Genomic DNA, 19,130 nt, shown 5'->3' on the forward strand with positions numbered 1-19,130 from the left:
AAAAATATGATGAATCATTACGGAACCAGGGCACGCTCTGCCCATAGTAACATATTGTTAACGCTATATTTTCTCCCAAAAGGCGGACCGAGCGGGAATTCCGGGCTAATCCGTTCGCTTGACGTGGCGGTCCCCGCGGCTCGGCGCCGGCTGGGTGACGTTCACGGGATCGGAGCCGGGAAAGGTCTCTTCCAGACCCTCCTCCAAGGCGTCCTCGAGGTCCTGCTTCTCCTTGATCTCTTCGGGCGAAGGTCCCGTGCGCGGCTTGGTCATGGCGCCCCTCTCGCAAACGATTTGGCTGTGCATCCAACCATGCTAGATGACCCCGAAACCTTCCGATGCAAGACTTTAAATACGAGACGGCCGGGGAACGTTCATGAAGCACATCACCTGTATCGACGATCTTCGCGCGCTGCATAAGCGCCGGGTGCCGAAGGCGTTCTTCGACTATTGCGATCGCGGTTCCTATGCCGAGGAAACCCTGCGCGCCAATCGCGAGGACATGCAGGCGATCAAGTTCCGCCAGCGCATCCTGGTCGACGTCTCCAAGCGCGACACCTCGACCACGATCCTCGGCGAGAAATCGACCATGCCGCTGATCCTGGCGCCGGTGGGCCTGCTCGGCATGCAACACGGCGACGGCGAGATCCACGCCTGCCGCGCGGCGCAGGCCGCCGGCATCCCGTTCACGCAGTCGACGATGTCGATCTGCTCGATCGAGGACATCGCCGCCGCCGTCGACAAGCCATTCTGGTTCCAGCTCTACGTCATGAAGGACCGCGGCTTCATCAAGGAGCTGGTCCAGCGCGCGATCGCGGCGAAGTGCAGCGCGCTCGTGCTCACCGTCGACTTGCAGGTGATTGGCCAGCGCCATGCCGACATCAAGAACGGCATGACGATCCCGCCGGAATGGTCGCTGTCGAAATTCATCGATTTCGCGACCAAGCCGGCCTGGGTCTCCGGCGTGCTGCAGGGCAAGCGCCGCACCTTCGGCAACATCGCCGGCCATGTGAAGAACACCGAGGACCTCAACCGGCTGGCCGAATGGACGGCGTCGCAGTTCGACACCTCGCTGAACTGGAAGGACGTCGAGTGGATCCGGAGCATCTGGCCGGGCAAGCTCATCATCAAGGGCATTCTCGACGTCGAGGACGCCGAGGAAGCGGCCAAGACCGGCGCGCAGGCGCTGGTGGTGTCGAACCATGGCGGCCGTCAGCTCGACGGCGCGCCGTCCTCGATCGAGGTGCTGCCCGAGATCGCCGACGCCGTCGGTGAGAGGATGGAGATCATGTTCGACGGCGGCATCCGCTCCGGCCAGGACGTGATGCGCGCGCTCGCGCTCGGCGCAAAATCCTGCATGATCGGCCGCGCCTATGCTTACGGGCTGGGGGCCGGCGGCCAGGCCGGCGTCGCCAAGGCGATCGACATCATCCAGAAGGAGCTGCTCACGACCATGGGCCTGTGCGGCGTCAACCGGATCGACGAGATCGACGAGCACATCATCGCGGAAGCGCCGTAACGACGGCGGTGCCGTAGGGTGGGCAAAGCGAAAGCGTGCCCACCATTTTCATTGCGTGGGCACGGCGCGTTGCGCCTTTGCCCACCCTACGAGTTCAGCGCTCGATCGCTCACATCGGCGGCGTAATTCCATCCCGGCCGACATTGACCCGGTTCGCTTCCAGCGTGCCGTCATCCTTCTTCGCCGCACCGAAGATGATCAGCTTGGCGCCGGGCTTCACTTCCGACTTGTCGCTCGCGACGAAGGTGACGATCGGGGTCTCCGGCGGCACCACGACTTTCTTCTCGCCGTCCTTGTATTTGACCGTGATGTTCTGGCCGTCGGTGCCCTTCACCGTCTGCGCCACGGTGGCATTGGTCATGGTCGAATTGGCGCGGGCATCCCAGGGGCGGAAGCCTTCGGCGGCGCCGCGCTGGTTCTCCGGGAAGATGTGGACGGCAATGGCCTTCTGCGTGCCGTCGGGCTCGGGCATGGCGGTGACGCCGATATAGGAGCCCTCCTTGATCTCGGAGAGCTCGGTCTTCACCACCGCGAAGACGGCGACGTTGTCGGTCATCTTCACCTTCACGTCGGTGCCTTCGCGCGTCTTGATGCCGAGCGTGTTGCCGTCGACGCTCTCGATGGCGCCACGGATGCGGACGGTCGGCGCCTGCTGCTGCGCCGAGGCGGTCGATACGGCGATAAAGGTGGCGAGCGCTGCCACGACGGCGCGCGGCATCCAGTTGCTCAGTGTCGGCATGGCCTTGTCCCTTCCAGGCATGTTGCGGCGATCACACGGCAAACCCCGTGCGACCGCCGCTATTCCCTGAATTCCTGATCACATCGGCGGGGTTAGGCCGTCGCGGCCGACATTGACGCGGTTGGTCTCGAACGAGCCATCCGGCAATTGCTTCATGAAGGCGATCACCTTGGCGCCGGCCTTCAGCTCGGACTTGTCGCCGGGCACGAAGGTCACCACCGGTGTCATATCGGAGACGAACACCTTCTTCTCGCCGTCCTTGTACTTCACCAGCAGCGTGTGGCCGTCATTGCCGACCACGCTCTCCGACACCGTCGCGTTGGTCATGCTGGAATTGGGCTTGAGGTCGTAGGGCCGCGAGCCTTCGCCGGTGCCACGCATGCTCTCCGGAAACACGTGAACCTCGACGGCGTTCTCGCCGCCGTCCGGTCCCGGCACGGTGGTCGCGCCGACGAAGGAACCGACCTTGATATCGGCGAGCGAAATCTTGGTGACGCCGGCCACGCGGACGTCGGATGCGATGTGGAGCTTGACGTCCTCGCCGCTGCGCGACTTGACCTGCAGCGTGTCACCATCGACGCTCTCGATCGTGCCGCGCACGCGGGTCGGCACCGGCGCCTTTTGCGCGACGGCAGCAAAGGTGGAAGCAGCCACCATCGCAACGGCGATGAGCGGGCGCGTGAAACTGGCACGTTGGATCGTCATGAATTGTCTCCGATTGTCCCCACGAATAGTGAACGCCGGAGACGGCGCACTATTCTCTCAAGTCTTTGTGAGATCGGCCTCGACCAGCGCGCGCAGCTCCGCGGTCACCTCGGGCCGCTGGCCGAACCACAGCTCGAAGCCGCGCACCGCCTGGTGCAGCAGCATGCCGAGCCCGTCGCCGGTCTTCAGCCCGCGGGCTTCGGCCGCCGCCAGCAGCGGCGTCACCAGCGGGACATAGACGAGGTCGGCAACGACGGCGTCTGCCGGCAGGTGCGCCACATCGACCTCGAGCGCGGGCTGGCCGTGCATGCCGAGCGAGGTCGTGTTCACGAGAAGTTTTGCCCGCGGCAGGACGTCATTGATCCCGTCCCAGCCGAGCGGATGCACGTTCGGCCCGAATTGCGCGGCCAGCGCCTCGGCCCGCGCCAAAGTGCGGTTGGCGAGATGAATGCGCTTGAAGCCGCGTTCGAGCAGGCCGAACACCACCGCGCGCGAGGAGCCGCCGGCCCCCATCACCAGCGCTTCGTTGGCCCCGTCCCAACCGGGCGCGCTGGCGTCGAGATTGCCGAGAAAGCCCTCGACATCGGTATTGGTCGAACGCAGCTCACCGTCGGCAAACCACAGCGTGTTGGCAGCGCCCACGGCCCGGGCACGTGCATCGGGGATCGAAAGCTCCAGCACGCCGACCTTGTGCGGGATGGTGACATTGGCGCCGACGAAGCCGCGCAGCGACAGCCGCAGCACGAAATCGCGCAGATCCTCGGGCGGAACGGCCTCGATGACATAGCCGCCTGCAATGCCGAGCGTACGCAGCCAGTAATGATGGATCAGCGGTGAGCGCGAATGCGCTGCCGGCCATCCGATCAAACAGGCTGCGGGCGGTTTGGTCACAATCGTCGTCCCCTGAAACAGAGCGTGGGAGGCGATCCATTTCGCGTCCCGCAGGCGCTGTCAAGCGCGCGGGCGCCGCATCGCGGCAGCGACGATCGCGGCCAGCGCCAGCGCCGCGCCCGCGGCAAACCAGATCGCGGCGAGATTGATCCTCAGATAGGCGAGCGCTCCGGCTGCGGAGCCCGCGACCAGCGCCGCCCACAGCAGCAGGTTCGGCGCCCAGCCCCAGCGCGGTCCCCCGGTGAGGCTGACCGCGAGGAGCTGACCGGCCTTCACCAGCGCGCCCGTGACATAGGTGAGACCGAGGCCCGCGCCGCCGTCGATCTGGAACACGGCATTCTCCAGGCCCATCGCGAGCACGATCCCCGTGATCGCGAGGGTTTGCAGGCCAAAGGCATGGCAAAGTCCGGCGCCGGCCAGCAGTGCGGCTTCGATCAGCAAGAGCCAGGGCTGCCGCTCGGTGCCGCCCCCGAGCACCACGAGGCTGCCGGCTGCGGCGCCCGCCACGAACAGGGCGATCAGGCCAAGCGCGCCGGCGGCCTGCCACCACTGCGTCTCCGCCAGGCTGACGCCGAGGCGCGTGGAATTGCCGCTCATGAACGAGACGAACAGGCCGCCTAGATGCAGGAAGCCGATGCCATCGACATAGCCTGCCAGCATGCTGAGCGCGCATGCCAGCGCAATGTTGCGACCCGAATTGAGCATGTTGAAGACACCACCGCCGCGATGCGGCAGTGTCGGTCAAATCGGCGGGCTTGAGAAGTGCGCGACGTCAGCTCGCGAGAATCGCGGCTTCGCCGCCCTTGATGTCGGCGACCGCGCGCTCGATCGTCTCGCGATAATGCGCGTGCGGCTCGGTGACGCCATGGGTCTGCAGCGCTTCGCGGACGGAGGGCGAGGCGGCAGTGATGAACAGCTTGATGTCCTGGCGGTGCGCCTTGGCGGCGACGCGGCCGAGCACGTTGGCCGCGGTGGAATCCAGGAACGGCACCGCGGCGAAATCGACGACAAAGCCCTTGCGCTCGTCGGCGACGCCGTCGAGCACGTTGCCGATCGCCGACGCCGCACCGAAGAAGAACGCGCCGGTGATGCGATAGACCAGCACGTCGCGATCGACCGCGAGCGCGGGATCGTAAGGCACGCGCTCGCCATTGCCGTCATCGGGGCGATCGGCCGCGACCAGCGGCAAGCGCTCCTCGATGCCGGTCATCTCGGCCATGCGATGGATGAACAGCACCGCACCGAGCGCGAAGCCGACCAGAATGCCTTCGGTCAGATCGCGGAAGATCGTGAGCAGGAAGGTTGCCAGCAGCACGACGGCATCGCCCCAGGACGATCGCAGCAGCGTTGCGAATTCGTGCTTCTCTGCCATGGTCCAGGACACCACGACCAGCACGGCGGCCAGTGCGGCGAGCGGGATGTAGCTCGCGAGCGGGGCTGCGACCAGCATGAACAGCAGCAGGAAGATGGAGTGCAGCATGCCCGCCAAGGGCCCGCGCGCGCCGGCGCGGATGTTGGTCGCGGTGCGCGCGATCAGGCCCGTGACGCAGATGCCGCCGAACAGCGCCGCGCCGATATTGGCGGCACCTTGCGCCACCAGTTCGCAATTGGAGCGGTGACGGCGGCCGGTCATGCCGTCGGCGACCACCGCCGACAACAATGATTCAATCGCGGCCAGCAGCGCGAACGAGATCGCATCGGGCAGCACCGCTTTCGCCTTGTCGAGCGAGAACGCCGGCAGCGCCGGTGACGGCAGTTCGCGCGGGATGCCGCCGAAGCGCGAGCCGATGGTTTCCACCGGCAGCGCGAACACCGCGCAGACGACGGCCGCGAACACCACCGCGATCAGGATGCCGGGCCAGGACGGCCGCCAGATCCGCAAGCCGGCGATGATGGCGATGCTGGCGAGCGCGACCGCGACCGCCGACGGATTGATCGTGTGCAAGCCGCCGGCCAGCGCGACGAGCTTTGGAACGAACTCGCTCGGCTCCTTCCCGGCAAGCGTAATCCCCGAGAGATCGCGGAGCTGGCTCGAAAAGATGATCACGGCGATGCCGGCGGTGAAGCCGACCGTGACGGGATAGGGAATGAACTTGATGTAGGTGCCGATGCGCAAGAAACCCGCGGCGATCAACACCATTCCCGCCATCATGGTGGCGAGGATGACGCCGTCGACGCCGTGCCGCTCCGCGGTCACCGCGACGAGCACGATGAAGGCCCCCGCGGGCCCGCCGATCTGAAACCGGCTGCCGCCGAGCAGCGACACGATGAAGCCGCCGACGACCGCTGTATAGAGCCCGCGGTCCGGCGTCACGCCCGAGGCGATAGCGATCGCCATCGACAGCGGCAGCGCGACGATCGCAACGGTGAGGCCCGCAAATATGTCGGCGCGGAAATCCGCGACGCCATAGCCTTCGCGCCAGACGGTGATGAGCTTCGGCAGATAGAGTTCGGCAAAGGTCGGCTGACGCAGCCCGCCTGCCCGCTCGCTGGTGATGCTCATGCTCCGCTGCCCCACAATGCTCAACTGCATCGTGCGGCCGCGATCGGACGCGACGGTGCGTTAGTTCATCCTGATCCCGGGCACGATCATCGCGATCATGCCCCCACGCGGCGCGGCGGCCCCGGCTGCTTCAGGCGAACGCCCCGCCCGCCGCTGTCGCTGCGGGCCTGTTCGCCGATCAGTTCGACGCCGGCCCGGTCGAACGCCTCGACCACCTTGATCAAGGTCTCGACCACGCCACGCACATTGCCGGTGGACGCCTCCATCCGCTGGATGGTCGGCAGCGACACGCCGGCGAGCTCGGCCAGGGCTTTCTGGTCGATGCCAAGCAGCGCGCGGGCTGCCCGCATCTGGAATGACGTGATCACCTGGGCCTCACGTGTCAGGAGTTATAAGTGATATATGAAGCATTCACAATGATGTAAAATACATCATGAAACGGCGAACGCAAGCGCTCTCACCGCCAATCCATCTGCCAATGAACCTGCCGTAGCTCCGTCATCCTGAGGTGCGAGCCGAGCGGCGCGGCGCGCCGTTCGGGGAGCCTCGAAGGATGTACGGCCACGATGCAGCCGGGCCGTCGCCCTTCGAGGCTCGCCTTGCCTCGCAAGACGAGCACCTCAGGGTGACGGTGATAGATGAGCGCCAAGCTCCTCTTCCGTCATCGCGAGCGTAGCGAAGCAATCCAGAAATCCCGCGATGGAGGCAGACTGGATTGCTTCGTCGCTTCGCTCCTCGCAGCGACGCGTGGAGCGGCTGCAGCACATCTCCTCTCCCCGCGCGAGCGGGAAGAGGAGCGGGAGAATGACCTCCTTCACAGAATCACGCCGCGTGTTGATGCGCGGCGATGATCTGGTCGGCGGCGCGGCCGGTGACTTCGGCCATGTGGTCGAACTGACGGGTGAAGCTGCCCGCACCTGCCGTTGCCGAACGCAGCTCGACGATGAGCTCGCCGATCTCGGCTTCCGGCATCATGGCGCGAACGCAGTCCCAGCCGCTCCAGCCGTCGCGGGTGTCGAAGCCGAGGATCTGACCGCGCCGCGCCGACAGGATCGCGTTGATCTTGGCGGTGGCATCAGTCGGACAGACGATCTCGACCACGTGGATCGGCTCCAGCAGCACCGACTGGCATTGCGGCAGGCCTTCGTTGAGCCCGACCCGCGCCGCCGTACGGAAGGCGAGGTCGGAGGAATCGACGCTATGATACGAGCCGTCGGTCAGCGTCACCTGCAGATCGGTCACGGGGAAGCCGAGCGGGCCGCGGGCGAGCCCGTCGACGACGCCCTCTTCCACCGCACCGATATAGTTGCGCGGCACCGCACCGCCGACGACCTTCTCGGCGAACTTGAAGCCTTCGCCGCGCGGCAGCGGCTTGATGTCGAGCACGACATCGCCGAACTGGCCGTGACCGCCGGATTGCTTCTTGTGGCGGCCACGCTGGACGATCGGCTTGCGGATGGTCTCCTGGTAGCCGATGGCGGGCGGATGCGAGGCGATCTTGACGCCGAAGCGGTCGCGCAGCCGCTCGCTCGCGACACGTAAGTGCATCTCGCCCTGTCCCCACAACACGGTGTCGTGGGTCTGGGGGTTCTGCACGACGACGAGCGACGGATCCTCCTCATGAAGCCGCATCAACGCCTGGCCGAGCTTGACGTCGTCCTTGCGGTCGGTGGCCGCAACCGAGATGGCGAGCACCGGCGGCGTCGGTTCCGGGGCAGTCAGTCCCGCGGGCGGCGCCTTGCCGCTCGACACCGTATCGCCGGTCTTGATCGGATCGAGCTTGGCGAGCGCCACGGTGTCACCGGCTTCCGCCGTGGCACGCTTGGTGTCGTAAGCGCCGTTGACGGCGAGGATGCCGGAGATGCGGCTCGTTCCGCCGGAGGAGGATTGCAGCGTGGCGCCGTCGTCGAGATGGCCGGCGAGCAGCCGCGTCAGCGACAGTTTTCCGCCGTGCTGCGAGTGCAGCGTCTTGAAGACGAAGCCGAGCGCGTCCTTGGTGGAGGGGGCGCCGAGACGTTTTGCGGTCTCCGCAATGCCGGGCGCCTCGTGGCGCAGCGCCTTCATCAGACGCAACACGCCGTTTTCGCGCGCGGCAGCTCCGAGCAGGACCGGGCAGATCACGCCCTCGCGCAGCTCGCGGGCGAGATCGTCGAACACGGCATCGCGCGGCGGCTGGATATCCTCCAGCAATTGCTCCATCAGCGCGTCATCGTGATCGGCAAGCTTCTCGAGCATCGAGAAGCGGGCCTCCTTCTCGCGATCGAGATCGCCGCCTTCGAGCGCGACCACTTCGGATGCCTTGTGCTCGCGATAGACGAAAGCTCGTTCCAGCGCGAGATCGACAAAGCCCTCGATCAGCTCGCCCTTCCAGATCGGGATCTGGCGCAGCACCAGCGGCACGCGCGAGGCAGGCTGGAGCATCGCGAGCGTCTCGCGGATGCGCTTGTTGGCGCGGTCGATCTTGTTGAGGAACAGGAAACGCGGGATCTTCAGCTCCTCCAGCTCGCGCAGGATGATCTGAAGCTGCGGCAGCTTCTTCTCGTCGGCCTCGCAGACCACGATGGCGGCGTCGACGGCAGGAAGCGCGGCGCGCATGTCGTGGGCGAACTCGACGGAACCGGGACAATCCAGGAAGGTATAGCTGTCGCCCATGAAACTCGTGGTGGCGGCAGTAAGCCCGACGGTCATCTTGTGATGACGGGCCTCGGGCGTGGCGTCGCCGACGGAGGTTCCGGCGTCAACGCTGCCGGCACGCGGGATTGCGCCCGTTCGCGCCAGGATCGCTTCGAGAAGTGTGGTTTTACCGCTTTGGAAAGGGCCCACCAGCGCAATGCACCGTGGACCTCGGGGACTTCTGACGTCTTGTCCCATTCGCCGCCTCCTTGGTGTGGAGCTCGGCCCATGATTGGGTCGGCAAACGCAGATGCTCTGCCCGTCCCCGAGATTTGGCAAGCATCAAACGTCGCTGCGGTGCGTCGTCAGTGAGATCAGGTCTTAACGGATGGTGTTCCACCTCTCGCCAGCGGAGAGAGGTGGAGCAGCACTACCATTGGCGCGTCTCAACGGCCCGGACGGAGTTCCAGGCTCTCGAGTCCGGCCGCAACGTTGAGGCCGACCTGGCCCTGCACGCTGAGCGGCTGAAGCGCGATCGAATTGTTGGAGCCACCGACCAGCACGTTACCGCCGAGGCCGACGCCGACCGAGGCGCTGCCCTGCGCGCCGGCATAATTGCCGGAGAGATCGCCGGGGCCGAGGCGGTTGACGGGTGCGAACACGCCCCAGGCAAGCGCCGTCTCCTGGGTGATGCCGAGGTCGATGCCGATTTTGCTGATCGTCGCGACATAGCGGTCGTCGGGCATGCCATCGACGCGCAAGACGCAGCCGAGATGCGTCACCGATCCGACCACGAAGCCGACGCTGGCGCCGCCACGGCATTCGAGCACGCCGACCTGCACCAGTCGCGACTGCGCGCTGGCGCCCGCAACGGAGGCAACGAGGCTGGCGGCCGTGAGTCCGGCAAGAAGGAGTGAGCGGCGCATGAAAATGTCTCCGGCGATGAATGTGATGCGGGCATTGGAGAAGCGCGGCGGGACGCCGCAGGACGGTCTATGCCACAAGTGGCGCGGACGTGCCAGATCGCGCGGACGTGAAAGAAAAAAGGGCCCGCGCTACGCGGGCCCTTTCGTGTCGGATCGTTACTGCGGGCTTAGCGCAGATTGCCGCAGAAGCGCTGGATGCGCTTGCAGGCGTCTTCGAGGTCCGAGGTCTTGGTCGCGTAGGAGATGCGGAAGGCCGGGCCGAGGCCGAAGGCCGAACCCTGCACCACCGCGACGCCTTCGGTCTCGAGCAGCTCGGTCACGAAGGTCTCGTCGTTGTCGATCACCTTGCCCGACGGCGCGGTCTTGCCGATCGTGCCGGCGCAGGACGGATAGACATAGAACGCGCCTTCCGGACGCGGGCACTCGATGCCCTTGGCCTGGTTGAGCATGGAGACGACGAGGTCGCGGCGCTCCTTGAACACCTTGTTGTTCGCGGGGATGAAGTCCTGCGGACCGTTCAGCGCTTCGACCGCAGCCCACTGCGCAATCGACGACGGGTTCGAGGTCGACTGCGACTGGATCGTCGACATCGCCTTGATCAGCTGCGCAGGACCACCGGCGTAACCGATGCGCCAGCCGGTCATGCAATAGGCCTTCGACACGCCGTTCACGGTGAGCGTGCGGTCGTAGAGGCTGGGCTCGACCTGCGCGACGGTGGTGAACTGGAAGTCGTCGTAGACGAGGTGCTCGTACATGTCGTCGGTCATCACCCACACATGCGGATGCTTGACCAGCACGTCGGTGAGCGCCTTCAGCTCGGCGCGGGTGTAGGCCGCGCCGGTCGGGTTCGACGGCGAGCACAGGATGACCCATTTGGTCTTCGGCGTGATCGCGCGCTCGAGCGCATCGGCCTGGAGCTTGAAGCCGGTCGCGGCGGTGCAGACCACCGACACCGGCTCACCGCCGGCGAGCGCCACCATCTCGGGATAGCTGACCCAGTACGGCGCGGGGATGATCACCTCGTCACCCGGATTGATGGTCGCCATCAGCGCATTGTAGAGCACCTGCTTGCCGCCGGTGCCGACGATGATCTGGTTCGGCTTGTAGACGACGCCGTTCTCGCGCTGAAATTTGCCGATGATGGCTTCCTTCAGCTCGGGGATACCGTCGACCGCAGTGTACTTGGTCTTGCCGGCTTCGATGGCGTGGATCGCCGCCAGCTTGATGTTGGCGGGCGTATCGAAGTCGGGCTCGCCGGCGCCGAGGCCGATGACGTTGCGGCCCGCCGCTTTCAGCGCGCGTGCTTTATCCGTGACCGCGATGGTCGCGGACGGCTTCACACGGTCGAGCGCAGCAGCAAGGAAGGCCATCGTCATCTCCTGACAAGCGTCGTGAACCCTTTGGCCTCACGACTCTGATTGTGGGAATGCAGACACCCTAAAACGTGTGCCGCTGCACCGCAAGAAACTTCGGCCCGATCTCGAAAAAGTTTACGGGGTTTGGAGCGTTTCAAGGCGCGATTTCCCGCAATTTTCCGCAACTTTGCCGGGCAAACCGCTCATATCCCGCAAGGCTTGTCCTCGGAGCAATTTTGAAGCCGCTCAAGTGCCACGAGACTGACGGCGGGCTGACGCGCGAGGCCAGCGACCGATCGGCAGCGGGTGGCGAGATCGCGACCCATCACCGCTTCGCACACGATCGCGCGACGCGACTTGTCGCACACGTTGACGCAAGCGTGATCTGATTTGCGGCGTGGCACGAACATGATCTTCCGCAGCGTTGCAGTGCGGTAGGGTTTTCGAGTTTTTCTATAGGTCAGCCCTTGCGGCGGATTCGCATCGGCATCATTGTTTAGCCGCGGTGCGGGGCAACAAGCCGCGCCTTTCCGTCCTTTGCCGTCCCTTGGAATCGAACTCCCAGAATGTACAAGCTCTATTCGATGCAGCGCTCGGGCAACAGCTACAAGGTCCGCCTTGCGCTGGCGCTTTTGAACGTGCCCTACGAACCCATCGAGGTGGACATTCTGCGCGGCGAGAGCAAGACGCCGGACTTCCTGTCGAAGAACCCGTCCGGACAGGTGCCGCTGCTCGAGGTCGGCGACAATCGCTATCTCGCCGAGTCCAACGCCATCTTGTGGTACGTCGCCGTCGGCACGCCGCTCGCGCCTGAGAACCGGATCGACCGCGCCGAGGCGCTGCAATGGATGTTCTTCGAGCAGCACGCGCTCGAGCCCAACATCGGCGCGGCATATTTCTGGCTGTCGCTGGTCAAGGGCGGCCGTGACCTGCAGACCCACGCGCTGGAGGACTGGATGGAGCGTGGCTACGGCGCGCTCCAGGTGATGGAAAACCACCTCAAGACCAACGCCTATTTCGCCGCCCGCCAGCTCACGGTCGCCGACATCGCACTGTACGGCTACACCCACCTCGCCGACCGCTGCGATTTCGATTTGGCGCCCTTCCCGGCGATCCGGGACTGGCTGAAGCGCGTCGAGGCCGCGCCCGGCTTCGTGGCGATGGACTGGCGCCCCGCCGACATCGACGACTCCGCCAGCATTGCCGCCGGGGTCTAAAAACCGGTGCGGCGTTAAGGAATAGCGGGCATTGCGTTAACCTTTGCCCCAATCCCGCCATTTTCAACGCGACCGCCGCCGCAATATTGCCGGTTGAAATTGTGACGTTGTTCGATGTCGCGGGTGATTCGCTCGCACGTTGAAGGATTTAGACCCATGATGCGGGCGTCCGGCACGGTCGGCTTTCAGGGCCAAACCGATACCGTCTCGTCTTCCCGGCTGACCAATGCGGTCGCGGCCTCGCTCGCCGTCGCCGCCCTCTCGCTTTGCCTGATCGTCACCCTCACGGTGCTGTCGACCAAGGCGACCATGGCGATGGGTCTGCCGGTCTGATCCCCGTTTCATCTGGATGACCTTCAAGGTGCCGCGCGGCCCCGCGCCGATCAGCATCGCGACGGGACACCAATGAAATCGCCTGTGGTAGTCGTTGCAATCACCCTGACTGCGGCCATCCTGGTCGCGGCGTCGCTTTTGATCTTCGTAGGCACCCGCAAGGGCCCGGGCACGTCGACATGGAATGCGCCGACGCTGCAGGAGCGTATCAAGCACGCGCATTTGGTCTAAAATCATCCGAAAGCTTTGGGCGCGCGGGCAAGCGCCTCTTAAGCGCACCGCGCGAAATCGTCTTGCGCGCGCGCAACCATGCGCCAGTCTGACGCCGTTATCTCGTTCAGGGAGGAACGAGTCAGGCCCATGTGGTTCGGATGGCGTGCCATTTCCGGTCCCGTGCTCACGGCAGCGATCGCACTGCTGGCGATCGTGCTCGATCGCGCCGTCCCCCTTCCCTCGCCTGCGCCGCTGTTCGTCTGTGTTGTCGCGCTTGCGGGCGCGCTGTCGGGCTTCGCTTCCGCCATGACCAGCGCGGCGCTCGCCGTGATCGGCGCCGCGCTGTTCTTCCTCGGCCACCGCGCCATGCCGTTCCATGCTGCCGCCGATCTGGTCGGGCTCCTCGCAGTGACGGCCTTCGGCACCGCAGGCATCACCGGCCTCATGCGCGAGCGGCTGCTCGACACCTTTGCGGCCGAGCGCCAGAGCCACGCCATTGCCGCGCGGCTGTCGGCAGCGCTCGACCAGGTCGATATCGGCATCGTGCTGCTCGATGCCGAGACCCGCGCCGAATTCATCAATCGTGCGTTCCGCGATTACTTCGCGCTGCCGGACGAAAAGGCCGACGACAAGCCGCCCTTCATCGCACTGATGTATCACAGCCGCGACACCGGCGCATTCGAGCTGCCGGAGGACGAGCTCGGCGTCTTCATCGCGCAGCGGATGGAGATGGTGCGGGTCGGCGACGCCACGCCGATCAACATCAATTTGCGCAACGGCGAGGTGCTGCGGTTCGTCTGCACCGCGCTGCCCGACGGCGGCCGCATGCTGAGCTACACGCCGGTGACCGATCTGGTGCGCCACACCGACGCGCCCGCACGCGCGGATTATTATCGCTCACTGCGCGATCCGACGGGACGCAAGCTGCTCCGGTACTTGCGCGTTGCGGAATAGAACAGATTGGACCGAAGCTCTGGCGGCGCTCGAGGTTCACCTCTCCCCGACGGGGAGAGGTGACCGAAGTCCGAGCCGCCACCGATTCAACTCATCGACATGCGATTGATCAGCGCGCCCTTCATCCCGTATGAAGGAAACCTCATCGATCGCGGATTTCCCAGATGTCGCTCACCATTCGCTCCGTCACCCGGCAGGATTACGATCAATGGCTGCCGCTGTGGGATGGCTACAACGCCTTCTACGGCCGCTCCGGCCCGACCGCGCTCGCGCCCGAGATTACGAAGGTGACGTGGCAGCGCTTCTTCGATGCCTATGAGCCGGTGCATGGGCTGGTCGCCGAGAGCGACGGCCGCCTGCTCGGCATGACGAACTATCTGTTTCATCGCAGCACCACGGCGATCGAGCCATCGTGCTACCTGCAGGATCTGTTCACGCTGGAGGCCTCGCGCGGCAAGGGCGTCGCCTCGGCACTGATCTATGGCGTTTACGAGCGCGCGAAGCTCGCGGGCTCCCCACGGGTCTACTGGCAGACCCATGAGACCAACACCACGGCGCAGAGCCTGTACGACAAGGTCGCGGAACGCTCCGGCTTCATCGTCTATCGCAAGATTTTCTGATTTTTCCCGGACAGGGGCGCGATGAACCATCATCGCGCCCCGGTTCGTTTTGAGCATGATCTTTTCGGAAAACCGCTACGCACTTTTCCGGATCATGCTGCCTGTGGATAACTTTGGTTGTCACCGGCGCGTAACACACCGGGACTAAGTTGCAGTTGCGTCTGATCAGGCCCCCCGTCACCGATCAAGCGCCCCAAGCGGTCCCCGTCAGTCGCCGCGTCTGACAGGGGCCGCATTTTTTTGTCCGCAGTTCCTTTCAGCATGGCTGCAACGCAGCCAGCCGCTTGCCGGTGCGGCACGCCGCGGTCACAATGGCCGCCTGCTTTTTCTGACAGGATCTCCCATGGAAATTCGTAATCTCGGCGGCTCCGGCCTGCGCGTGTCTGCAGTCGGGCTCGGCTGCAACAATTTCGGCCAGCGCACCGATCTGGAAACGTCGCGCAAGGTGATCCACCGCGCGATCGACCTCGGTATCACGCTGTTCGACACCGCCGACATCTATGCCGGCCAGGGCGGTTCCGAGACGGTGCTCGGCACCGTGCTCGGCGATCGCCGCAAGGACATCGTGCTCGCCACCAAATATTCCAAGCCGATGGCGGCCGACGGAACCAAGCAGGGCGCCTCGCGCCGCTACATCATGAATGCGGTCGAGGCCAGCCTGACGCGGCTCAAGACCGATTACATCGATCTCTACCAGCAGCATGATTACGATCCGCTGACGCCGCTGGAAGAGACGCTGCGCGCGCTCGACGATCTCGTCCGCCAGGGCAAGGTCCGCTACATCGGCCATTCCAACTTCCCGGCGTGGCGCATCGCGGAGGCCGAGTTCACCGCGCGCGCGATGAACGTCAGCCGCTTCGTCTCGGCGCAGGACGAGTACAGCCTCGTCGTCCGCGACATCGAGAAGGATCTGCTGCCCGCAGCCCAGGAGTACAAGCTCGGCCTGCTGCCGTTCTTCCCGCTCGCAAGCGGCCTGCTCACCGGCAAATACCAGCGCGGCACGGCAGCGCCCGCCGACACGCGCTTCGGCAAGGCACCGGCGCTGCGCGACCGCTACGTCACGCCGCGCAACGAGGACATCGTCGAGAAGCTCCAGAGCTTTGCGCAGGCCCGCGGCCATTCGATGCTCGAGCTCGCCTTCTCCTGGCTCGCCGCGCGCCCGCAGGTGTCGAGCGTGATCGCCGGCGCCACCCGCGTCGAGCAGGTCGAGCAGAACGTCAAGGCGATCGCCTGGCAGCTCAGCGCGGACGATCTTGCCGAGATCGACAAGATCACGCTGGGATGATCCTGGCGACGCGGCGCGCTACTTCGCGCCGCGTCCGACGGTCTGCTTGACCTCAAACCCTTCGAACTGGGGATGCCCCTGATAGAGTGGCTTGTTGTCGCCGGCACGGGCATGCGCCGCGCGGAACGCCTCCGACTTGGTCCAGGCCTCGAACGCCGCATGATTGGCCCACACCGTATGCGAGGCATAGAGCGTGTGGTCCTCGAACTCGGGGCCTTTGAGCAGATGGAATTCGACGAAGCCCGGCACCTTGTCCAGATGCGTGTCGCGCGACGCCCAAACCTGCTCGAAGGCAGCCTCGGAGCCTTTGGTGACGCGAAAGCGGTTCATGGCGATGTACATGCGGGTGGTCTCCTGATGCTCACGCGATCATGTCGTCATTCCGCGACGCGCTGCAAGGCGCGGGCGCAGGATGACGGCGGCCGCGGCTAAGCCACCAGCCCCTTCATCGGCCTTGCGCTTGCGCTGTCCGGGAAGACGGTCTGGGCCAGCACCTGATCCGACAGGCCGAACTGACTCTGCAGCACGCCCTTGATCACGGAGCGGAGATCGGTGGTGGGCTTGAGGTCGCGGGCCTCATAGAGATTGGCGGGCTTGAGGCCGGGCCAGTCGGAGATGACGCGGCCGCCTTTCACGGCGCCGCCGGCGAGCAGCGCGATGGTGCCGGTGCCGTGGTCGGTACCGTCGGTGCCGTTGATGCGCGCGGTGCGGCCGAATTCGGTGGCGACGACGACGACGGTGTCGCGCCAGCGCTCACCGAGGCCGCTTTCGAACTCGGCGAGCGCGCCGTCGAGACCGCCGAGCAGGAAGGCGAGACGCCCGACCGGGCCGCCTTCATTGGCATGCGTATCCCAACCATCGAAGGCGAGTGCGGCAATACGCGGACCGTCATCGGCGGCCATCAGCTTCGCCGCGCCGCGCGCGACCTGGCGCATCTGGGCGACCTGATTGCCGGGCTTCGGCTTCATGTCGTCGCCGGATGCCGCCTTTTCGAGCTGGAGACCCTGCGACAGCGCCAAGGCCAAAGCGGGATCGCGATGGCGATAGAGATCGACGAGCCGCATCGCAGTGTCGTCGTCGGCCTGCGGCAGCGCGACCGGCGCCCAGCCGACGGTCGGCGCATTGCCGCGCAGCACCAGCGGCGTGGTCGGGCCGACCGCAAGACCGCTCGACACGCGTTCGCCGCGCGGCAGCGCTTCCAGCGCGCGATTGAGCCAGCCGGACTGCACGCGGCCCGGGCCGGCATAGCCGCTCTCGAGCACGTCCTGACCGTCGAAATGCGAGCGATCGCGATACGGCGTCGCCACCGCATGAATCACCGCGGCATGCTGCGCGCGATACATCCGCGCGAATTCCGGCATCGACGGATGCAGCGCGAAGAAGCTGTCGAGCATCAGCGCGGGATGCGCGCCATCCGCCGCAAGCGCGATCGAGCCGTGCAGGCCGGCATAATCGGGATCGCCGATCGGCGCGACGGTCGCGAGCCCGTCGAGCGCGCCGCGCAGGATCACCACGACCAGGCGCGGGTCGCGTCCGTCGGCCGCGCGCGCGAATTTCGGCAAATAGGCCCAGGCCGCGAACGAGGCGCCGCCGAGCAGAAGGCCGCGGCGCGAGGTGAGGAGCCGGTTTTCGACGCAGTCGATCATCATCATCTCCTCTGCATTTCCGGCGACATCAGCAGCAGTGCCAGCGCCTGCTGGCGCGATTCCGCGCGCTCGATGGTCTTGCGCGTTTCGACCGAGGCCGCATCCGCCGCAGCGAATTCCAGGAGATCGAGCGGATCGATGTTGGGCCCGAGCCGCGCGCCCATCTGCGAAGCGATGTCGAGCCGGAGCTTCATGCCTTCGGGTGCGGCCCAAGCCGCAGACGTGTCGGGGAAACCGTTCGGTCCGGCCGGCGTCCACAAGGGCTGGCCGAGCAGGTTCAGATTGTTGAGATAGAAGCCGGGATCCTCCGGCACGCGCGCGAGCAGCCGGCCGCTCGCGACCAGGAAATCGTAAGGCGAGCGCATCTTGGCCAGCGGCACCTGCCAGGCCTCGTTGGAATCGACCAGAGCGGCGGCAAGCGCCTTCAGATCGCCGTCGGTCTTGACGAAGACATCGCGCAGCCGCGCGACCAGCACGGGCGGCGGATCGTCGGCGACGAAGTGACGGACGAATTTGGTGGCGATGAAATTCGCGGTCGCGGGATGGCGCGCAATGTCGGCGAGCGCGGCCTCGCCCTGCGCAAGGCCCGTCGCCTCGTAGGTCTTGCCGAGCAGCATTTGCGGCCCGGGCTGATGCGCATTGGCGTTGAAGACGAACGAGCCGGGCGCTCCGAGCTGACCCTGCCGGCCGGCAAAGGTCCAGCCGGTGATAATGCGCGCGAGCGAGGTGACGTCCTCCTGCGTATAGCCGCCGCCGACGCCGAGCGTATGCAGCTCCATGATCTCGCGCGCGAGATTCTCGTTCAGCCCGCGCTTTCGGTTCTGGCCCGCGCGCGAATCCGGTCCGAGCGATTGCTGGTTGTCGAGGAAGAACAGCATCGCCGGATGCTGCTCGACCGCCTTCAGCATGTCGGCGAAGCGTCCAAGCACGTGCGGGCGGATCGCCTCGCGCTCGAACGCGCCGGCCCACATCCGCGCCAGCTCGCCCTTGCTTGCGGAGATGCAGAAATGGTTGGACCAGAACACGACCAGACGCTCGGTGAAGCCGCAATCGACCATCATCGCGCGCTGCAGCCGCGCCAGTGCCTCGGCGCGAAAGGTCTTCTGGATCACGTTGAGCGGCTGCGCCGGTTTTGCAGCAGCCGGCGCGGCGGCACCGGGCTGCATGGTATCGGGCTTCATCGCAGGATCGGCAGGCTTGTTGTCGGCGGCAGGTTTGGCCTCGGCCATCTGCTGACCTGCGATCTCGGTCATCACCGTGTTGAGCGAGAGATTGCGCCGCAACTGATTGTCGGGCTTCGGATCGGCGGGCGGCTGCGGCGCCGGCGCTTCGGTGGGAGCTGCCGCCTTCGCGGCCTCGCGCGCCTGCTTGACCTGGTCCTGATAGGCGAACGCGGCTTGGCCGAGTTGCGGCGTCGATTGCAGGCCCGGCGCCTCCAGCAGCGCGCCCACCGGACGCGCCAGCTCCGCCTTCACAAAACCGCGGGGATCGGAAGCCGCATTGATGAGATCGCCGGAGGCTCCGCCGCGGGCGCCGAAGCCGAAGCGGTTCAGCGCGACGAGGGCGGCTTGCGAATCGCGGGCCATCGATTTGTCCTCCGCGCGGTGCCAA

The 19,130-nt window shown here is 65.7% G+C and carries 20 protein-coding genes; 7 read left to right on the plus strand and 13 right to left on the minus strand.

Annotated features, from left to right (window positions below; genetic code table 11):
- Positions 1-105: 105 nt before the first annotated feature.
- A complete protein-coding gene (locus QA645_RS36800) occupies positions 106-273 on the minus strand; it encodes a hypothetical protein (RefSeq protein ID WP_254134325.1) in 168 nt (55 codons plus the stop codon).
- Between the two features lie 103 nt (positions 274-376).
- On the opposite strand from QA645_RS36800, the gene QA645_RS36805 reads away from it, so the two are divergent.
- Positions 377-1,519 (plus strand): alpha-hydroxy acid oxidase, encoded by a 1,143-nt coding sequence (locus QA645_RS36805; protein ID WP_283046047.1) that lies wholly within the window; start codon positions 377-379, stop codon positions 1,517-1,519.
- Between the two features lie 109 nt (positions 1,520-1,628).
- Here QA645_RS36805 and QA645_RS36810 read toward each other — a convergent pair whose 3' ends face one another.
- The 9 genes from QA645_RS36810 to QA645_RS36850 all read right to left on the minus strand — a co-directional run bounded on the left by QA645_RS36810 (position 1,629) and on the right by QA645_RS36850 (position 11,266).
- The gene (locus QA645_RS36810; protein WP_283053493.1) at positions 1,629-2,237 is read right to left on the minus strand and encodes a hypothetical protein; all 609 of its coding nucleotides are present in this window, start codon (positions 2,235-2,237) and stop codon (positions 1,629-1,631) included.
- Between the two features lie 99 nt (positions 2,238-2,336).
- On the minus strand, positions 2,337-2,963 hold the full coding sequence (locus tag QA645_RS36815; RefSeq protein WP_254134327.1) for a hypothetical protein: 627 nt from the start codon (positions 2,961-2,963) through the stop codon (positions 2,337-2,339).
- Positions 2,964-3,020: 57 nt separating this feature from the next.
- Positions 3,021-3,854: a shikimate dehydrogenase gene (locus tag QA645_RS36820; RefSeq protein WP_283046048.1), complete on the minus strand. Its 834-nt coding sequence runs from the start codon at positions 3,852-3,854 to the stop codon at positions 3,021-3,023.
- A gap of 60 nt (positions 3,855-3,914) precedes the next feature.
- Entirely contained in the window at positions 3,915-4,559 is a 645-nt protein-coding gene (locus QA645_RS36825; RefSeq protein WP_283046049.1) for a YoaK family protein, read from the minus strand.
- Between the two features lie 67 nt (positions 4,560-4,626).
- A complete protein-coding gene (locus QA645_RS36830; protein WP_283046050.1) occupies positions 4,627-6,357 on the minus strand; it encodes a SulP family inorganic anion transporter in 1,731 nt (576 codons plus the stop codon).
- A 95-nt stretch (positions 6,358-6,452) separates the two neighbouring features.
- Positions 6,453-6,725, minus strand: a complete 273-nt coding sequence (locus QA645_RS36835) for a helix-turn-helix transcriptional regulator (RefSeq protein WP_254134331.1) — start codon at positions 6,723-6,725, stop codon at positions 6,453-6,455.
- 454 nt (positions 6,726-7,179) lie between these two features.
- On the minus strand, positions 7,180-9,228 hold the full coding sequence (locus QA645_RS36840) for an elongation factor G (RefSeq protein WP_283046051.1): 2,049 nt from the start codon (positions 9,226-9,228) through the stop codon (positions 7,180-7,182).
- Positions 9,229-9,416: 188 nt separating this feature from the next.
- The gene (locus QA645_RS36845; protein ID WP_254134333.1) at positions 9,417-9,896 is read right to left on the minus strand and encodes a DUF992 domain-containing protein; all 480 of its coding nucleotides are present in this window, start codon (positions 9,894-9,896) and stop codon (positions 9,417-9,419) included.
- A gap of 167 nt (positions 9,897-10,063) precedes the next feature.
- Complete coding sequence (locus tag QA645_RS36850) at positions 10,064-11,266, minus strand: pyridoxal phosphate-dependent aminotransferase (RefSeq protein WP_254134334.1); 1,203 nt, start codon at positions 11,264-11,266, stop codon at positions 10,064-10,066.
- A gap of 551 nt (positions 11,267-11,817) precedes the next feature.
- On the opposite strand from QA645_RS36850, the gene QA645_RS36855 reads away from it, so the two are divergent.
- From QA645_RS36855 to QA645_RS36880, 6 genes are all read left to right on the plus strand, one after another.
- Entirely contained in the window at positions 11,818-12,468 is a 651-nt protein-coding gene (locus QA645_RS36855) for a glutathione S-transferase family protein (RefSeq protein WP_254134335.1), read from the plus strand.
- Positions 12,469-12,624: 156 nt separating this feature from the next.
- The gene (locus QA645_RS36860) at positions 12,625-12,801 is read left to right on the plus strand and encodes a hypothetical protein (protein WP_254134336.1); all 177 of its coding nucleotides are present in this window, start codon (positions 12,625-12,627) and stop codon (positions 12,799-12,801) included.
- 84 nt (positions 12,802-12,885) lie between these two features.
- Positions 12,886-13,032: a hypothetical protein gene (locus QA645_RS36865; RefSeq protein ID WP_254135579.1), complete on the plus strand. Its 147-nt coding sequence runs from the start codon at positions 12,886-12,888 to the stop codon at positions 13,030-13,032.
- A gap of 129 nt (positions 13,033-13,161) precedes the next feature.
- On the plus strand, positions 13,162-13,968 hold the full coding sequence (locus tag QA645_RS36870) for a PAS-domain containing protein (protein WP_254134337.1): 807 nt from the start codon (positions 13,162-13,164) through the stop codon (positions 13,966-13,968).
- Positions 13,969-14,132: 164 nt separating this feature from the next.
- Positions 14,133-14,588 (plus strand): GNAT family N-acetyltransferase, encoded by a 456-nt coding sequence (locus tag QA645_RS36875; protein WP_254134338.1) that lies wholly within the window; start codon positions 14,133-14,135, stop codon positions 14,586-14,588.
- 343 nt (positions 14,589-14,931) lie between these two features.
- On the plus strand, positions 14,932-15,873 hold the full coding sequence (locus QA645_RS36880; RefSeq protein ID WP_283046052.1) for an aldo/keto reductase: 942 nt from the start codon (positions 14,932-14,934) through the stop codon (positions 15,871-15,873).
- Positions 15,874-15,891: 18 nt separating this feature from the next.
- Here the strand turns inward: QA645_RS36880 and QA645_RS36885 are convergent, their stop codons facing one another.
- The 3 genes from QA645_RS36885 to QA645_RS36895 all read right to left on the minus strand — a co-directional run bounded on the left by QA645_RS36885 (position 15,892) and on the right by QA645_RS36895 (position 19,105).
- Positions 15,892-16,215, minus strand: a complete 324-nt coding sequence (locus QA645_RS36885; protein ID WP_283046053.1) for an antibiotic biosynthesis monooxygenase — start codon at positions 16,213-16,215, stop codon at positions 15,892-15,894.
- Positions 16,216-16,301: 86 nt separating this feature from the next.
- A complete protein-coding gene (locus tag QA645_RS36890) occupies positions 16,302-17,519 on the minus strand; it encodes a DUF1501 domain-containing protein (RefSeq protein ID WP_283046054.1) in 1,218 nt (405 codons plus the stop codon).
- A gap of 2 nt (positions 17,520-17,521) precedes the next feature.
- On the minus strand, positions 17,522-19,105 hold the full coding sequence (locus QA645_RS36895; protein ID WP_283046055.1) for a DUF1800 family protein: 1,584 nt from the start codon (positions 19,103-19,105) through the stop codon (positions 17,522-17,524).
- Between the last annotated feature and the right edge of the window lie 25 nt (positions 19,106-19,130).

Source organism: Bradyrhizobium sp. CIAT3101, assembly GCF_029714945.1.
Taxonomy (GTDB): domain Bacteria; phylum Pseudomonadota; class Alphaproteobacteria; order Rhizobiales; family Xanthobacteraceae; genus Bradyrhizobium.

Excerpts from the sequence above, each read along its gene's own strand:
- QA645_RS36850 (WP_254134334.1), bottom strand. The coding sequence starts at position 11,266 with ATGGCCTTCCTTGCTGCTGCGCTCGACCGTGTGAAGCCGTCCGCGACC.
- QA645_RS36815 (WP_254134327.1), bottom strand. The coding sequence starts at position 2,963 with ATGACGATCCAACGTGCCAGTTTCACGCGCCCGCTCATCGCCGTTGCG.
- QA645_RS36860 (WP_254134336.1), top strand. The coding sequence starts at position 12,625 with ATGATGCGGGCGTCCGGCACGGTCGGCTTTCAGGGCCAAACCGATACC.
- QA645_RS36885 (WP_283046053.1), bottom strand. The coding sequence starts at position 16,215 with ATGTACATCGCCATGAACCGCTTTCGCGTCACCAAAGGCTCCGAGGCT.
- QA645_RS36895 (WP_283046055.1), bottom strand. The coding sequence starts at position 19,105 with ATGGCCCGCGATTCGCAAGCCGCCCTCGTCGCGCTGAACCGCTTCGGC.
- QA645_RS36880 (WP_283046052.1), top strand. The coding sequence starts at position 14,932 with ATGGAAATTCGTAATCTCGGCGGCTCCGGCCTGCGCGTGTCTGCAGTC.
- QA645_RS36805 (WP_283046047.1), top strand. The coding sequence starts at position 377 with ATGAAGCACATCACCTGTATCGACGATCTTCGCGCGCTGCATAAGCGC.
- QA645_RS36830 (WP_283046050.1), bottom strand. The coding sequence starts at position 6,357 with ATGAGCATCACCAGCGAGCGGGCAGGCGGGCTGCGTCAGCCGACCTTT.
- QA645_RS36825 (WP_283046049.1), bottom strand. The coding sequence starts at position 4,559 with ATGCTCAATTCGGGTCGCAACATTGCGCTGGCATGCGCGCTCAGCATG.
- QA645_RS36840 (WP_283046051.1), bottom strand. The coding sequence starts at position 9,228 with ATGGGACAAGACGTCAGAAGTCCCCGAGGTCCACGGTGCATTGCGCTG.
- QA645_RS36810 (WP_283053493.1), bottom strand. The coding sequence starts at position 2,237 with ATGCCGCGCGCCGTCGTGGCAGCGCTCGCCACCTTTATCGCCGTATCG.
- QA645_RS36845 (WP_254134333.1), bottom strand. The coding sequence starts at position 9,896 with ATGCGCCGCTCACTCCTTCTTGCCGGACTCACGGCCGCCAGCCTCGTT.
- QA645_RS36875 (WP_254134338.1), top strand. The coding sequence starts at position 14,133 with ATGTCGCTCACCATTCGCTCCGTCACCCGGCAGGATTACGATCAATGG.
- QA645_RS36890 (WP_283046054.1), bottom strand. The coding sequence starts at position 17,519 with ATGATCGACTGCGTCGAAAACCGGCTCCTCACCTCGCGCCGCGGCCTT.
- QA645_RS36855 (WP_254134335.1), top strand. The coding sequence starts at position 11,818 with ATGTACAAGCTCTATTCGATGCAGCGCTCGGGCAACAGCTACAAGGTC.
- QA645_RS36870 (WP_254134337.1), top strand. The coding sequence starts at position 13,162 with ATGTGGTTCGGATGGCGTGCCATTTCCGGTCCCGTGCTCACGGCAGCG.
- QA645_RS36800 (WP_254134325.1), bottom strand. The coding sequence starts at position 273 with ATGACCAAGCCGCGCACGGGACCTTCGCCCGAAGAGATCAAGGAGAAG.